The organism is Streptomyces sp. 8N706 (genome assembly GCF_052245415.1).
Taxonomy (GTDB): Bacteria; Actinomycetota; Actinomycetes; order Streptomycetales; family Streptomycetaceae; genus Streptomyces.
On record NZ_JBQQBW010000085.1, the window covers coordinates 1 to 14,412 of the forward strand.

Sequence of the window (14,412 nt, forward strand, 5' to 3'; positions counted from 1 at the left end):
TACATCGCCTCGTTCGTCGTCCACCGGAGGGGACACCGGCAACCGGGCAGGATGCTGGCGATCGCCGGGTACGGAGTCATGATCACCGGTGCTTATCTCGGCGGCCATCTGGCCTTCGTCAACGTGGTCAACGTCAACCGCACGGCATTCGAGGACAGGCCGGGGGAGTGGACCCCCGTGCTGCCCGACTCGGACCTGGCCGAGGGGGAGCACCGCAAGGTGCACGCCGGGGCCGCGCCGGTCCTCCTCCACCGCCTCGACGGGCAGGTGCTGGCTCTCTCCAGCACCTGCAGCCACATGGGAGGCCCGCTCGACCAGGGCGAGGTCGCGGACGGCTGCGTCACCTGCCCCTGGCACGGCAGCACCTTCCGCCTGGCGGACGGCGGGATCATCCGCGGTCCGGCCTCCACGCCCCAGCCCGCTTACGAAACCCGCCTCCACGACGGACAGATCGAGGTCCGCGCCCGCGAGGACTGAGACCCGTACGGGCCGTGGGCCAGGCCCGGCAGCGGGCATGACCGTCCCCGGCCGGGAGCGCCACCGGAGAGATGCGCGCTCGCACGGCGGACCGCCGCCGGGAGGCCCCGCACGCCATGAGACCTGAGACCGAGCACCGGCACAGCACCTGCGCCGTCCGCTGAGGCCCTCGGATGCGGATGTGGCGCACCTGCCGGACCAGCGGCGCACCGGGGCCGGGCCAGCGGCCCACCGGAGCTGGACAAGGAGACAGCACGATGCGCACCACACCCCCGGCGGGCGCCGCGGAGATCCTCTTCATCGGAAACGCCACCCTGCTCATCCGCTATGGCAGGCTCACTCTGCTGACCGATCCCAACTTCCTGCACCGGGGCCAGTACGCGTACCTCGGCAAGGGGCTCCTCTCCCGCCGTCTGACGGAACCGGCCATGACGGTCGGGGAACTGCCCGCGGACCTGGACGCCGTCGTCCTCTCGCATCTCCACGGTGATCATTGGGATCGCGTCGCGCGGCGCCATCTGCCCCGTTCGCTGCCGGTCATCACCACCCCGCATGCCTCCCGGCGCCTCCAGGCCCTGCACGGTTTCAGCCGTGCGACAGGGCTGCCGACCTGGGAAAACCATGTCCTCGTTCGCGAACGGACGCAGGTGCGCATCACCGCGCTTCCCGGGCGCCACGCCCCGGGCGCCTTTCAGGCTCTGCTGCCTCCGGTCATGGGCAGCTTGCTGGAGTTCGGCGAGCCCGGCGGCCCGGTACGGCTGCGCCTGTACCTCACCGGCGACACGCTGATGTTCCCCGGCATCCGGGAGATCGCCCGGCGTTGTCCGGACGTCCATGTGGCCGTGGTCCACCTCGGCGGCACGCGGCTCCCGGGCGGCCTCCTGGTGACCATGGACGCCGTCCAGGGCGCCGACCTGGTGCAGACGGTCGCCCCCCGCCGGATCCTGCCGGTGCACTACAACGACTACAGCGTCATGAAGTCGTCCCTCCGGGACTTCCACGAGGAGGCCCGGAGGCGGGGCTTCGCCGACGCGGTGCTGCACTGCCGGCACGGCGAGCGGGTCACCGTCAATGCCGACGGCCCCGTCACCGCGGCACCCGCGTCCGGGAAAGCCCCCTGAGCCGGACGGCACGAGCAGCGGCGCGGCGGTGGCATGGGACCGCGCCTGGCCCCGGCCCGCGACTCGCGCCGGGCCCACCGCCCTCCATTTGACCGTATCCCGGCCTGCCGGGGGCCCGTACGCAGCAGTGCCCTGACTCGACGCGCCGAGCGCCCGCCCCGCGCCTACTGTGGGAGGAGGCCCGGATACGCCGACGAGGAGGCTGCCGCACCAAGGCGCCCTCCCCGGAGAGAGGTGGCTGTTATGGGCGAACAGCTCAGCGGATCGACACAGCAGAGGGAATCCGGCGGACCTCGCACAACGGGGCAGGGCACCGAGGCGAAGGCCGGAGCGCCGCCCGCCGAACGCGGCAAAACCTCCATCGCCGACAATGTCGTCACGAAGATCGCCGGAATGGCGGCGCGCGAGGTGCCCGGCATCCATGCCCTGGGCGGTGGGATGGCCCGGACGCTCGGCGCGGTACGCGAGCGGGCTCCAGGCACTCGTCCGAGCGTCACCCAGGGCGTCAAGGCGGAGGTGGGTGAGCGTCAGACCGCCATCGACCTGGACGTGGTCGTCGAGTACGGAGTGGCCATCACCGATGTCGCCGCCGATGTGCGCGAGAACGTGATCTCCGCGCTGGAACGGATGACCGGCCTCGAAGTCGTGGAGGTCAACATCGCCGTCGACGACGTGCACCTCCCGGACGAGGAGGAGCCCGAGGAGACCCGGGTGCGGTAGCCGTCGCCCCCGCGTCCGCCGCCGGGCCACCCCGCCCTGACGCGTATGCGTACGCGTCAGGGCGCTCGGATCAGGGCGAGCCGAGTCCTCGGATCAGGGCCGGCCCCGGCCAACAGGCGCCGCAGCCCAGCCCAGGGCGTGTTTCAAAAGTCCCTCCCCCAGACTCCGTCCGGGTGCGGGTGCCCCCGGCCGAAGTCGGGCTCGTCCGAGTACTCCCCTGGCCTTCGGCATGGGGGACCCCCAGTAAGTACGAGGAGGACCTCCCCCAGCCTCCGGCGGGGGGTACCCCACCGCCATGCGATCGCACGCACCAGCCGCCGCCACCCCCGCCCTTCGGGCGGACGGCGCTACTTTCGCAACACGCCCCAGGGGGCTCAGGGCAGGGGGGTGCCTCCTGTCGCGTTGAGGATCTCCGCGGTGATGAAGCTCGCGTCCTGGGAGGCGAGGAAGACATACGCCGGAGCCATCTCGGCAGGCTGTGCGGGACGGCCCAGGGGCGCCTTGGCACCGAACCGGGAGGTGTCCGGCAGCGTGGCCGGGATGAGCGGTGTCCACACCGGGCCCGGCGCCACGGCGTTGACGCGGATCCCCCGCTCGGCGAGGTACTGCGCCAGCCCCTGGGTGAAGGTGACGATGGCGCCCTTGGTGGTGGCGTAGTCGAGCAGGTGGGGGCCGGGCTTGTAGGCCTGCACCGAGGTGGTGTTGATGATGCTGCCGCCCTCGGGGATATGCGGGAGGGCCATTTTGCTGAGCCAGAACATGCCGTACAGGTTGGTGCGCATCACGCGATCGAACTGCTCGGTCGTGATGCCCTCGATGCTGTCGGGCTGCGCCATCTGATAGGCCGCGTTGTTGACGAGGACATCGATCCGGCCGAACTCCCCTGCCGCCCGGTCGATGAGCCGTCGGCACTCGGCCTCGTCCCGGATGTCGCAGGACATGGCCACCGCCCGCCGGCCGGCCTCCTCGACGATACGAGCTGTCTCCCGGGCCTCCTTCTCCTCCTCGGCCAAGTAGCTGAACAGCACATCGGCGCCTTCGCGTGCGAAGGCCAGGGCCACCGCCCGGCCGATACCCGAGTCACCACCCGTGATGACGGTGCAGCGGTCCTGAAGGCGCCCGCTGCCGCGATAGGTCTCCTCGCCGTGGTCGGGGCGGGGCTCCATACGGTCGGTGTCACCGGGGTGCGGCTGGTCCTGCTGCGGGAATTCCGGCCGCGGATACCGCTCGACGGGATTCTGCTGATCGCGGTCGCTCATGGCCTGCACCTCCGGTCGCGGCTCCACGGATGGACGGCATCTCACGAGTGCCCGCCCGCCCTGGCCGGAAACGAGCTGCCGGACCGGGCGGCTGGAGGAGGCGGCGGAGAGGGGCCATCCGGTTTCCTCTCCGCCGCAGTGGTTACCCGGTGATCCGTAACGAGCCGGGCTGTCGGGACGGTGCCACCCACCGCGAGGAGAACGCGCATGTCTGATCTACGAGGGCTTTCCGCGGTCGTCACCGGCGGCTCCCGCGGACTCGGACTGCTCCTGGCCAGAGAGCTGGGCCGGCGCGGCAGCGATGTCACCGTGGCCGCCCGTGACCGTCACGAGCTGGAGGAGGCCGCCGAACTGCTCCGCAGGACCCACGGGGTCACCGTCCACACGGCGGTCTGCGACGTCCGCGATCAGAAGGCGGTGGACACCCTGATGGCCGAGGCGGCGGCGCGCGCGGGAGGTGTCGACATCGTCATCGGCAGCGCGGGGATCATCCAGGTGGGGCCGGTCGGGGCCGTCGGCGCCGAGGAGTTCCGCGACGCCATGGACACCATGTTCTTCGGCGCCCTCAACACCTCCCTTGCGGCGCTTCCCCACCTCCGCGAGAGCCGCGCCGGGGGCCGTCTCGCACTGATCGGGTCCATCGGCGGCCTGCTCGCCGTCCCGCACCTTCTGCCCTACTCCTGTGCGAAGGCGGCGGTCGCGACCCTCGCGGAGGGCCTGCACGAGGAACAGGCCCAGCAGGGTGTCAGCGTCACCGCCGTCCACCCCGGCCTCATGCGTACGGGATCCCATCTGCACGCGCGGTTCGCCGGTGACACCGACCGGGAGTTCGCGTGGTTCTCCGCCGTGGCCGGGCTGCCGCTGCTGTCGATGAATGCCGAGCGGGCCGCCGATCGCATCGTGGAGGCCATCGAACGGCGCCGGCCGCGGCTGATCCTCACCCCGGCGGCACGGGTCGCAGCCCGGGCGCACGGCCTCGCACCTGTACTCACCTCCCGGGTGAACTCCGCGGTCGCCCGGATCCTGCCCACAGGTGACGGTGCGTCGGGCGGCACCGTGGAGGGCTCGGCGGTCGCCCGCTCGGGGCGGGCCGCCCGAGCACGCCTGGTCAACCTGTGCAGCCGCCTGAACGAACGGGCCGCGCAGCGGCTCAACCAGTACAGCGCCTGACCTTCCCCACTCCGTCCATGGAGTGACGGCGTACTCCCGTATGGGCGTATTCCCGTTTCTGTCGCTGACCGGCGGGTACGGCCTGGCAGCCGAACGAGCGGGAACGCATCGTCGCGTCCGACCGCGCGCCCGCCCGCCGCATCGCCTTTCTGACGTCCCGCCGGGGGAGCCTTGGTGCCCGTACATGACCGCGTGTCCGATTCCGCCCGGCTTTTTGCCCAGGGGGTGTGGGAACGGACGGGGTGGCTCGCCGACGCGTCCACCGAGGGGGACCTGTCGGCCGCCCGGGCACAGATGGGGTTCTCGCTCGCGTGGCACATCGTGGTCGCCTGCCTCGGCGTCGGGCTGCCGCTGCTCACCCTGATCGCCGAGTGGCGGGGGTGGCGGACCGGCGAGCCGGCGCTCCGGCTCCTGGCGCGCCGCTGGGCCCGCGCCATGGGCGTGCTCTTCGCGGTCGGCGCGGTGTCGGGCACCATCCTCAGCTTTGAGATGGGACTGCTCTGGCCCGGCCTGATGGGTACCTACGGGCAGGTCCTCGGCCTTCCCTTCGCCCTTGAGGGCATTGCCTTCTTCATCGAGGCCATTTTCCTGGGGATCTATCTGTACGCCTGGGACCGCCTACCGCCCCGCCACCATCTGCTGACCGGTGTCCCGATCGTCGTCGCCGGGGTGGCCTCGGCCTTCTTCGTCGTCTGCGCCAACGCCTGGATGAACCAGCCGCGCGGCTTCGACCTGCGCGGCGGCCGGGTCGTCTCCGTCGATCCCTGGGCCGCCATGTTCAACCCCGCCAGTCCACCGCAGACCGTGCACATGATTCTGGCGGCGCTCATGGTGGCCTCGTTCCTGACCGCGAGTGTGTACGCCGTGGCGCTGCTGCGCGGCCGCGACGACCGTTATCACCGCGCGGGCTTCTTCATCCCCTTCATCCTCGGCGCCATTGCCACCCCCGCCCAGATCGTCGTGGGCGACTGGGCGGCACGCTTCGTGGCCGAGTACCAGCCCGCCAAGCTCGCCGCCATGGAAGGGGTCTACCGCACGAGCGATCACGTGCCGCTGACGGTCGGCGGCATCGCCGGGGACGGCGGGCTGCAGTACGGCGTCGAGATCCCCAACGGGCTGTCCCTGCTGATCGGGTACAGCCCCTCCACCGTCGTCCAGGGCCTGGAGGAGGTGCCGCGCGTCCAGTGGCCCGCCGTCACCACCGTGCACCTGGCCTTCGACGTCATGGTGGTCATCGGGATGTTCCTGCTCGCCATGGGCGCGTGGCTGCTGTGGGCAGGGTGGCGCCGGCGGCGGTCCGGCGCGGGCGATGTGCTGCGGATGCGCGGCATGCGGATCTTTCTGCGCCTGGCCGTCCTCACCGGCCCGGCGGCGGTCATCGCTCTGGAGTCCGGCTGGGTGGTCACCGAGATGGGCCGCCAGCCCTGGGTGGTCCAGGGCCTGATGACGGTGCGGCAGGCGGTGAACCCCGCCCCCGGCCTGGCCAACGGGTTGTGGCTCGTGCTGGTCGTCTACGCCGCGATGACCGTGGCGACCGTGTACGTGCTGCGTCGGCTCGCCCGTGAGCGGCCGGTGCCCATCGCACCGCAGGAAAGCGACGTCCGGGACCAGCCCGTGGCGTGAGTCCACCGGCCGAGGAAACAGGAGACCAGGATGCTCGCAGACGCGACGCTCGCCGTGATGTGGCTGGGGCTGACCTGCTACGCGCTGTTCGGCGGAGCCGACTTCGGCGCGGGTCTGTGGGACCTGCTGGCCGGCCGCAGCCGCAGCGGGATGCCGCGGCGCCGGCTCATCGAGCACACGATCGGACCCGTGTGGGAGGCGAACCACGTCTGGCTGATCTTTGTGATCGTCCTGCTCTGGGCGGGCTTCTCGCCCGTGTTCGCCGCCGTCCTCTCCACGCTCTACATCCCGCTGACTCTGGCCGCACTCGGCATCATCGCCCGCGGCGCGGCCTTCGCCTTCCGTAAAGCCAGCACCGAGCTGTGGCAACAGCGGCTGTTCGGCGCGTTCTTCGCGGTGTCCTCGGTCGTCACACCGTTCTTCCTGGGCACGGTCGCGGGGGGCGTCGCATCCGGGCGGGTACCGCCCGGGCTCGCCGCGGGAGACGTGATCACCAGCTGGCTCAACCCGACCTCCCTGCTCGGGGGCGTGCTGGCCGTCCTCACCTGCGGTCACCTCGCCGCTGTCTACCTCTGTGCCGACGCCGTACGGGACCGCGATCCCGGGCTCGCCCCATGGTTCCGGCGCCGCGCCCTGATCAGTGGCCTCGCGGCAGGCGCCGTCGCCCTCGCCGGGATCGCGATCCTGCACGCCGACGCACCGCGGCTCTTCCACGGCCTCACCCACCGCGCCCTGCCGCTGGTCGTGGCAAGCGCCTGCGCCGGGGTGGCGGCACTCGCCCTGCTGCGCCGGAGCCCTGTCGTCGCGCGGGTACTCGCCGCACTCGCCGTCGCGCTGATCCTGTGGGGGTGGGGAGCGGCGCAGTACCCGGCCATGCTCGTGCCCGACGTCACCGTGAGGGACGTGGCCTCGCAGGACTCGGTCCTCGCCGCCTGCCTGGTCAGCCTGGCCGTGGGAGGGGTCTTCCTCGTTCCCTCGCTGTGGTGGCTCTACTCGATCTTCCAGCGCGGCGCGGTGTCCGAGGACGCCGGGTGAGGCCGGCGATGAGTTTCCGCCCGGCGACCGGTCTGGTGGGGAGGACAACATGACGGGAGGCCGACGTTGGCGGGTTGCGACCAGCCGCCGGGGAGCCCCGCGGGTGCGCCCGGGCGCCACCGGGCGGCCGGAGAAGCGGCCACGATCGTTGTGGTCCTCGCCCCTCCCCTCAGGCGTGCCGACCTTCCCCGGCAGTGCGAGCGGCTGCGTACGCTGCTGCACGACGCGCACGCCGGCCCGGTGACCGTGGACGTGGGCGCGCTCACCGACCCGGACGTGCTCACCATCGAGGCCTTGGCCAGGCTGGAGCTCACCGCTCGCCGGCTCGGGCACCGCGTACGGCTGCGCCACGCGTGTGAGGCACTGCGGGACCTCCTCGACTTCGCGGGACTGGGCGACGTCCTGCCGACGCTCGCGGAGCCGGCGACGCCTGCCGCGCCGACGCAAGCGGAGCAGGCACTCCCCGGGCCGGCGCCTGCCGCGATGCCCGTGGAGCAGGCGGCCCCTGGGCCGGCACCCACCGGGCTACGACGCGAGCCGCGGGGGGAGACCGAAGAGCGGGAAGAGCCGTGCGGTGTCGAGGAAGGAATTGAGCCCGACGATACGGTCCCCTGACACCTCGATGACCTGCAGCGCCCACGGTTCGTAACCGCCGTCCGCGCCGCGCCGGTACTGCCCGAACCCCGCGGAGCCGTTCGCGACCACCGGGACCAGACGCGAGCCCCGGCAGCCGATACCGGTACCGAGCATCCACCCCCGTATCTCGTCCGGGCCGCGGAGCCACAGGGCGTAGGGCGGCATGGACAGCGTGGCGTCCTCGCGCAGCAGCGCGGTGAGGGAGTCGAGGTCGTAGCGCTCGAAGGCGTCGACATAGCGGGCGAGCAGCTTCCGCTGCGCGTCGTCCATCGGCTGCTCCGGGTCCCTGACGGTGATCTCGCCGTCCGCGAGCGTCGCCCGCGCCCGCTGGAGCGCGCTGTTGACCGACGCGACCGTGGTGTCGAGCAGTTCGGCGACCTCGCTCGCCTTCCAGGCCAGCACCTCCCGCAGGATCAGTACGGCACGCTGCCGCGGAGGAAGGTGCTGCAGAGCCGCCACGAACGCCAGCCGGACCGACTCCCGGGCCACGGCCAGCTCGGCAGGGTCACCCCCGGCCGGCAGGGTACGGCTGTCGGGCATCGGCTCGATCCACGTGACCTCCGGCCTCGCCGCGCCCAGGGGCGAACCCGAGGTCGACGGCGAGGAGAGGTCCATGGGGCGCGCCCGGCGCTGTCTTCCGTTCAGCATGTCCAGACACACATTCGTCGCGATCCGGTACAGCCACGACCGCAGAGCCGCCCGGCCCTCGAAGCGGTCGAAGCTGCGCCACGCCCGCACCATGGTGTCCTGAACGGCGTCCTCGGCCTCGAACGCCGAGCCCAGCATCCGGTAGCAGTAGCCGGTCAGCTCCGCGCGATGCTGCTCCAGCCGGAGATCCACATCCTCGGGGCCCTTCGCCCCGCGCACCGCCGTACGTCCCGCTCCGTCCGTTGCTGCGAGATCACTCATCGAACACCCCTGATCGGCCTTGTGGATCAGCACGGGAGCGCTACGACGGCCCCCGCGGCCCGTCTCCTGCTCACCTCCGTGGCCTTGAGGCCGGGATACGGCGGAAGGTGCATTCGGACACGGGCTCCCGATCTGACATTCAACTCCGCTGCTCTGACATTCAACCCCGGTGGGCGCCGATCCGCCATCGAGGTGGCACGCGCCGAACAGCGGAACGCCCGGCCGGCTCCTCGAGCCGGGCGGGCGTCCGGGGCCGGGCGGTGGGGCTCAGGGCTGCTCCTGGACGGCGGCCGGGTCCATGTACAGAACCTCCCAGAGGTGCCCGTCGGGGTCCTGGAAGCTCCGTACGTACATGAAGCCCTCGTCCATGGGCTCGTTCGCCGGAAGCCCGCCCGTCGACAGCGCCTTGTCGACGAGCTCGTCGACCCGCTGTCTGCTCTCGACGCCCAGAGCCACGATGGCCTCCGTGGTCTTGGTGGCGTCGGCGACCTCCTTCTTGGTGAAGGACTTGAAGAACGGCTCCACCAGGAGCATGGCGTAGATGTCGTCACTGATGACCAGGCATGCGGCGTTCTCGTCCGTGAACTGCGGATTGAAGGAGTAGCCGAGCCCGGTGAAGAACTCGACGGACCGGCCGAGGTCCTTCACGGGGAGGTTGACAAAGATCTTTGTGGACATGAGTCGTCTCATCTCTCTCGTCGCGCGCCCGCCCGGTTTCCGGAGCCCGGATTCCCGGAGCTCCGGCGGTGCTCGGGGGCTTGTGCTGTGGCTCTTCGGAAAGTAGACCCGGCGGCCGCCCGGAACTCATCGGTGCCCGGCCGGCGGGTCGCGTGGAGAAGCGGCGGTGGGGCCGTGGGCCGCGTCGCGCCCGCCCCGGACGCTCCTTCCGGTCGTTTCCGCTTCCGGCGCGCGGGGCACCCGAGGGCGAGAGACGGCACCAGTCAACGACACACGCCCTGGGAGTCACCGTGGCCGACATCTCCGAGCTGGAGCTCGATGTGCTCTGGGACGAGTTTCACCGGGTGGTGAATATGACCTCCACCGAGCTGGCGGCGTGGCTGTCGACGGACGTGGCGACGGAGCGGGCCGAGGAGCTGCCGGACGAGGCATCCGGCCGTGAGGACGGCCATCAGGTGCTGGCGCTCCTCCAGAAGCGGCGGATGGATCTCACCAACGACGACGTACGGCTGATGCTCAGAGTGGTGGACACGGTCGAGGAGCAGGGCGACGGCCCGGCCGGACAGGGGGAGGGAGGCGACAGGGGAGAGGACAGCCCGTGGCGCCGTCGGCTCATGCTGCTGGGGCACGACCCGCTGAAACCCGCGTAGGGCCGGACCCGGACCGCCCCCGGGGGAAGGTGATACGGATGAGCGACGCCACACGCGTCCTGCTCACCGGCTGGTTCAGCTTCGTGCACGGCGAAGTCACCGCGGGGGACGTGCTCGCCGCGGAAGCCGTGGAACGCGCCCTGACCGATGCTGCGATCGACTACCGGACGGCCTGGTCACCGGTGTTCAGGCCGGACGCCCTCCCGCTGGACGGCGCGGACCCCGCGCACTACTCACATGTCGTCTTCGTCTGCGGTCCGGTCCACTCCCGCTCCCGGCACCGGGATGCCCCGGCCCCGCTCCTCGAACTGCACCGCCGCTTCGCCCGGTGCCGCCGGATCGCCGTGGGCGTATCCGTACCCGACCCGGAGGACCCGGCGGCCGCCCTCTTCGATGTGCTGCTCCCCAGGGACGGCGCCGGGCCCACCCCGTCCCGGCCCGATCTCAGCGTGGGTGCGGCTCCCCGTCCGCTCCCGCTCGTCGGCGTCGTCCTGACAGGACAGCAGCGGGAATACGGGCACCGCCGCCGGCACGAGGAGATCGGCCGGGCGCTCGACCCATGGCTCCGCGGTCTCGATGCCGCCCTGTTGCCGCTCGACACCCGCCTGGACAGCCACGACTGGCGGCTGGCATCGACTCCCGATCAGCTCCACTCCGTCCTCGCCCGGCTCGACGCGCTGATCACGACGCGGCTGCACGGCCTGGTGCTCGCCCTCCGGGCGGGAGTCCCCGCCCTGGCCATCGACCCCGTCGACGAGGGAGCCAAGGTCACGGCGCAGGCGGACGTCCTCGGCTGGCCGTGTGTGCTCTCGCCCGGCCAGGTCGGGCCGGACGTACTGGACCGCTCTCTCGCCTGGTGTCTTTCGGCGGCGGGCCGTGAACACGCACACCTCTGCCGCACCCGGGCCACGACGGCGCCGTCCGGCGGTGACACGCTGACGGAACTGCTCACCCACCTGAGGTGAGCCGTTCGTCCTGGCCGGTGGGACCCTGGAGACATGGGGCAGGAAGCCCCCGGGGCTCAGCCGTACGTCCCGCCGGTCGCGCTGAGGAGGGAACTGCTGATGAAGGCCGGAATTCACCCGTCGTACCACCCGGTCGTCTTCCGGGACCGGGCGGCGGGCTTCTCTTTCCTCACCCGTTCGACGGCGACCAGCGACAGGACGGTCGAGTGGGAGGACGGCAACACCTACCCCGTCGTCGACGTCGAGATCTCCTCCGCGAGTCACCCCTTCTACACCGGAACGGCACGGGTCATGGACACCGCCGGACGCGTCGAGCGTTTCGAGCGCCGCTACGGCGAAGGCAAGAAAGGCTGACGCTTGCGCAACGGTCGGCCCGGCCGTGTCCGCGGTCTACGACTCGAGGTCGAACGAGCCGTACGTCGGCTTGCCGCCGGGCCGGTAGGTGTGGACCGCGACGCCGGCGCCGGTCGTCTTCGTGTCGACGAGCCGCAGAGCCGTCGGCACGGTCCCTTCCGGGAAGAGACGCTTCCCGGTGCCGAGCACCACCGGGTAGAACCACAGGCGGTACTCGTCCACGAGGCCATGCTGTGTCAGGGAATGGGCGAGGTCGCCACTGCCGTGGACCTGCAGTTCCCCATCCGTCCGCTCCTTCAGCCGGCCGACCTCCTCCGCGGCGTCTCCGGCGAGCAGGGTGGAGTTGTTCCACTCCACGGTCTTCAGGGACCGCGAGGCGACGTACTTGGGGGAGGAGTTCAGCTTGGCAGCGATCGGGTCGTCCTCGCCGCTGACGTGTGGCCAGTAGGCGGCGAAGATCTCATAGGTCTTGCGTCCCAGGAGGAAACCGTCAGCCGCGTTCATCCAGTCGACGACGATGCGCATCATGTCGTCATCGGCATACGGGACCAGCCAACCGCCGTGCTCGAACCCTCCGCTCCGGTCCTCATCGGGGCCGCCCGGAGCCTGCATGACCCCGTCCAGCGTCAGAAACGTCGTCACCACCAGTGTGCTCATCGCTTGCTCCATTCCGTGGATCGCCGGGGTACGTACCTCTGTGCAGACTCCGCCGCGCGCAGGAACTCATCGCTCCGGGCGTGGGCACCGCCGCGGCGAGGGGCCGTCCGAGGCTCCACTCTCACCGCATCCCCGTAGTTCGTCGCCACGCCATGCCGGTCGCCGGACCATTCCCCGGGCGCGGACACCGCGCCGGCGTACGAGGCTCACCCATGCGCCGCGGCCCACGGAGCGGATGGGCGCCGTTCGCGCCGGATACCGGGGCCGGTGAACCGGGCGGGCCGCATACCCGTACCACTCCTTGTGCGTCCGCGCCCCGGGCGGGCGGCATCCTGCCCCGACACATGGAGGAACAGCCCATGAACGACCCGAGCAGCCTTCCCCTCCAAGCCCTTCCGGACGGGGAGGCCGAACTACGCCTGGTGCTCCAGCTGCGCTGGGAGGATGTGGCCGCACTGGGCCAGGAGGCCGGCCGGCTGGCCGCCCACCTGCAGCGTCCGGTCAGTCTCGACGAGGCCGCGAGCCATCGGCTGCGCACCCGCTCCGCGGCCCATGCGAGGCCCGCGCAGGAGCGGGGCCAGCCGCCGGTTCCCCCCTCCCCACCGGCCACCACGACCACGGGCCACTCACCCATCGAGCAGGCCCGACAGGCGATCGAGAAGATCAACGGCAATGGCCATGCCTCGTCCCCGACGGCCTCTGCCGCCTCCGCGGCACCGCAGGCCGACACCCGGGCGACGGTGGAACGCTCCAACGGCACGCACCGCCCGTGAGCCGAGGTTCAGGCAGTCCCGCCGTAGGCCCGAGACCCCGGCAGCCCCGGTCGAAGCCCGAGGCCGTGGCAGCGTCGGTTGACGCCGGACACCAGGGCAAGCCCCGCCGGGGGACTCCCCAGGCCCCGGGTGCCCCAGCCGGCGGTGGACCCGTCATACCTCGCCCTGCGTCATGCCTCGCAGTGGGGGAGCCCGCCGCAGAGAGTGATCATCTCCTCGAAGGCCGACTGCACGTCCAGCGGCGCGGCGGGCGGGAGGCCCGACTCCTCCGCGTAGGCCCGGATGAGGTTGCACACCAGCCGCTCGGAGTCCAGCAGTTGGGCATACGGCCCCAGGTCGGCCGATCGTGCGAGCTCCAGCGGGGTGAGTCCGTCGGCGAGCCCCGAGCGGGCGAGGCCGCGCACCCAGCGCAGGTAGTCCGCGTTCATGTCCAGCAGGTCGGGTCCTCCCGCCGGGCCGTGTCCCGGTACGACGTGCAACGGCTCCAGCGCGCGCAGCCGGTCCAGTACCTGGAGCGATCCGGTCAGCGATCCCATGAGGACGAAGGGCGTCGAACCGGAGAAGACCAGGTCGCCGGTGAAGAGGACACGGTGGTCGGGCAGCCACACCACGACATCCCCCGCGGTGTGCCCCGGCCCGATGTGCAGCAGCTGGACCCGTAGTCCGTCGGTGGACAGCGTCATACGGTCGCTGAAGGTGACCCGGGGCAGACTCAGTTCTATACGGCCCCAGTCGACGCCGGGCCACAGACCCTGCAGTGCCATGCCGTGCTCGGCCATCTCGGCTGCCGCCTGCTCATGGGCCACGACGGTGGCGCTGTCCGCGAAGAGGTAGTTGCCGAAGGTGTGGTCGCCATGGCTGTGCGTGTTGACCACAACGGTGACCGGTCGGGCGCTGAGGGCCTGGACCGTCTGCCGGAGCATGCGAGCACGCGCCTCGGTGGCGGCGGTGTCCACCACCACGACGCCGTCCTTGGCGAGCAGGATGCCGGCGTTGTTCAGGCACCATCCACCGTTCGGCTGGAGGTAGGCGTAGACGCCTTCCTCGACCTCCCTGACCTCGTGCAGCGGTGGCGGCGCGGGGCTCCGCGTGCCTTCGTCCGTGCCTGTGCCCGTGCCCATGTCCGTGTCCGTGGGCGACATGTCACGCCTCCCGGCCCGCGTGACCCACGACGCGCCGTTGCCGGTGTCGACGGGCGGTGCCAGGCCGGCCCAGGGACCGGGAACCCTGACGGAGCTCCCCGTGTGCATGAGCAACGATGATCACGATCTGTCTCCTCCTGCATGGCCTCCGATGGCTCCCGGCAGCATGTCAGCGGCCACTACAGAAGCGCTCAAGGACGTGAACGCAACACTCCGTCTCGAAGCTGCCCGCGTCGGGTCCAG

The 14,412-nt window shown here is 71.4% G+C and carries 16 protein-coding genes; 11 read left to right on the forward strand and 5 right to left on the reverse strand.

The genetic code is table 11. The features are described 5' to 3' along the window. The 3 genes from ACTWQE_RS25390 to ACTWQE_RS25400 all read left to right on the forward strand — a co-directional run. Nucleotides 1-477, forward strand: a 477-nt coding sequence (locus tag ACTWQE_RS25390; RefSeq protein WP_443331359.1) for a Rieske (2Fe-2S) protein, incomplete at its 5' end; no start/stop codon positions are given. Between the two features lie 257 nt (nucleotides 478-734). Then, a complete protein-coding gene (locus tag ACTWQE_RS25395; protein ID WP_443331360.1) occupies nucleotides 735-1,598 on the forward strand; it encodes an MBL fold metallo-hydrolase in 864 nt (287 codons plus the stop codon). Between the two features lie 243 nt (nucleotides 1,599-1,841). Continuing rightward, nucleotides 1,842-2,318, forward strand: coding sequence for an Asp23/Gls24 family envelope stress response protein (locus tag ACTWQE_RS25400; RefSeq protein WP_443331361.1), 477 nt, complete (start codon nucleotides 1,842-1,844; stop codon nucleotides 2,316-2,318). A 374-nt stretch (nucleotides 2,319-2,692) separates the two neighbouring features. Here the strand turns inward: ACTWQE_RS25400 and ACTWQE_RS25405 are convergent, their stop codons facing one another. Further along, complete coding sequence (locus ACTWQE_RS25405) at nucleotides 2,693-3,577, reverse strand: SDR family oxidoreductase (RefSeq protein ID WP_443331362.1); 885 nt, start codon at nucleotides 3,575-3,577, stop codon at nucleotides 2,693-2,695. A gap of 207 nt (nucleotides 3,578-3,784) precedes the next feature. Here ACTWQE_RS25405 and ACTWQE_RS25410 point away from each other — a divergent pair, with 207 nt between their 5' ends. The 4 genes from ACTWQE_RS25410 to ACTWQE_RS25425 all read left to right on the forward strand — a co-directional run bounded on the left by ACTWQE_RS25410 (nucleotide 3,785) and on the right by ACTWQE_RS25425 (nucleotide 8,020). Continuing rightward, nucleotides 3,785-4,747, forward strand: a complete 963-nt coding sequence (locus tag ACTWQE_RS25410; protein WP_443331363.1) for an SDR family NAD(P)-dependent oxidoreductase — start codon at nucleotides 3,785-3,787, stop codon at nucleotides 4,745-4,747. Nucleotides 4,748-4,972: 225 nt separating this feature from the next. After that, nucleotides 4,973-6,370: a cytochrome ubiquinol oxidase subunit I gene (locus ACTWQE_RS25415; RefSeq protein WP_443331385.1), complete on the forward strand. Its 1,398-nt coding sequence runs from the start codon at nucleotides 4,973-4,975 to the stop codon at nucleotides 6,368-6,370. Between the two features lie 30 nt (nucleotides 6,371-6,400). After that, complete coding sequence (locus tag ACTWQE_RS25420; RefSeq protein WP_443331364.1) at nucleotides 6,401-7,405, forward strand: cytochrome d ubiquinol oxidase subunit II; 1,005 nt, start codon at nucleotides 6,401-6,403, stop codon at nucleotides 7,403-7,405. A 66-nt stretch (nucleotides 7,406-7,471) separates the two neighbouring features. Beyond that, nucleotides 7,472-8,020, forward strand: coding sequence for an STAS domain-containing protein (locus ACTWQE_RS25425; protein WP_443331365.1), 549 nt, complete (start codon nucleotides 7,472-7,474; stop codon nucleotides 8,018-8,020). On the opposite strand, the gene ACTWQE_RS25430 is transcribed toward ACTWQE_RS25425, so the two are convergent. Further along, the gene (locus ACTWQE_RS25430) at nucleotides 7,931-8,950 is read right to left on the reverse strand and encodes a sigma-70 family RNA polymerase sigma factor (protein WP_443331366.1); all 1,020 of its coding nucleotides are present in this window, start codon (nucleotides 8,948-8,950) and stop codon (nucleotides 7,931-7,933) included. The genes ACTWQE_RS25425 and ACTWQE_RS25430 overlap by 90 nt on opposite strands. 267 nt (nucleotides 8,951-9,217) lie before the next feature. Next, nucleotides 9,218-9,628 carry a VOC family protein gene (locus tag ACTWQE_RS25435; RefSeq protein WP_443331367.1) on the reverse strand — a complete coding sequence of 137 codons (411 nt, stop codon included), beginning with the start codon at nucleotides 9,626-9,628 and terminating at the stop codon, nucleotides 9,218-9,220. 353 nt (nucleotides 9,629-9,981) lie between these two features. Here ACTWQE_RS25435 and ACTWQE_RS25440 point away from each other — a divergent pair, with 353 nt between their 5' ends. The 3 genes from ACTWQE_RS25440 (at nucleotide 9,982) to ACTWQE_RS25450 (ending at nucleotide 11,597) form a co-directional block, all read left to right on the forward strand. After that, the gene (locus ACTWQE_RS25440; protein ID WP_443331386.1) at nucleotides 9,982-10,278 is read left to right on the forward strand and encodes a DUF3140 domain-containing protein; all 297 of its coding nucleotides are present in this window, start codon (nucleotides 9,982-9,984) and stop codon (nucleotides 10,276-10,278) included. Between the two features lie 38 nt (nucleotides 10,279-10,316). Next, a complete protein-coding gene (locus ACTWQE_RS25445; protein WP_443331368.1) occupies nucleotides 10,317-11,243 on the forward strand; it encodes a polysaccharide pyruvyl transferase family protein in 927 nt (308 codons plus the stop codon). A 99-nt stretch (nucleotides 11,244-11,342) separates the two neighbouring features. Continuing rightward, nucleotides 11,343-11,597 carry a type B 50S ribosomal protein L31 gene (locus ACTWQE_RS25450; RefSeq protein ID WP_443331387.1) on the forward strand — a complete coding sequence of 85 codons (255 nt, stop codon included), beginning with the start codon at nucleotides 11,343-11,345 and terminating at the stop codon, nucleotides 11,595-11,597. Nucleotides 11,598-11,633: 36 nt separating this feature from the next. Here the strand turns inward: ACTWQE_RS25450 and ACTWQE_RS25455 are convergent, their stop codons facing one another. Continuing rightward, on the reverse strand, nucleotides 11,634-12,254 hold the full coding sequence (locus ACTWQE_RS25455) for a dihydrofolate reductase family protein (protein WP_443331369.1): 621 nt from the start codon (nucleotides 12,252-12,254) through the stop codon (nucleotides 11,634-11,636). A gap of 359 nt (nucleotides 12,255-12,613) precedes the next feature. On the opposite strand from ACTWQE_RS25455, the gene ACTWQE_RS25460 reads away from it, so the two are divergent. After that, nucleotides 12,614-13,027 (forward strand): hypothetical protein, encoded by a 414-nt coding sequence (locus ACTWQE_RS25460; RefSeq protein WP_443331370.1) that lies wholly within the window; start codon nucleotides 12,614-12,616, stop codon nucleotides 13,025-13,027. Nucleotides 13,028-13,197: 170 nt separating this feature from the next. On the opposite strand, the gene ACTWQE_RS25465 is transcribed toward ACTWQE_RS25460, so the two are convergent. After that, complete coding sequence (locus tag ACTWQE_RS25465; protein ID WP_443331371.1) at nucleotides 13,198-14,169, reverse strand: MBL fold metallo-hydrolase; 972 nt, start codon at nucleotides 14,167-14,169, stop codon at nucleotides 13,198-13,200. Nucleotides 14,170-14,412: the final 243 nt, after the last annotated feature.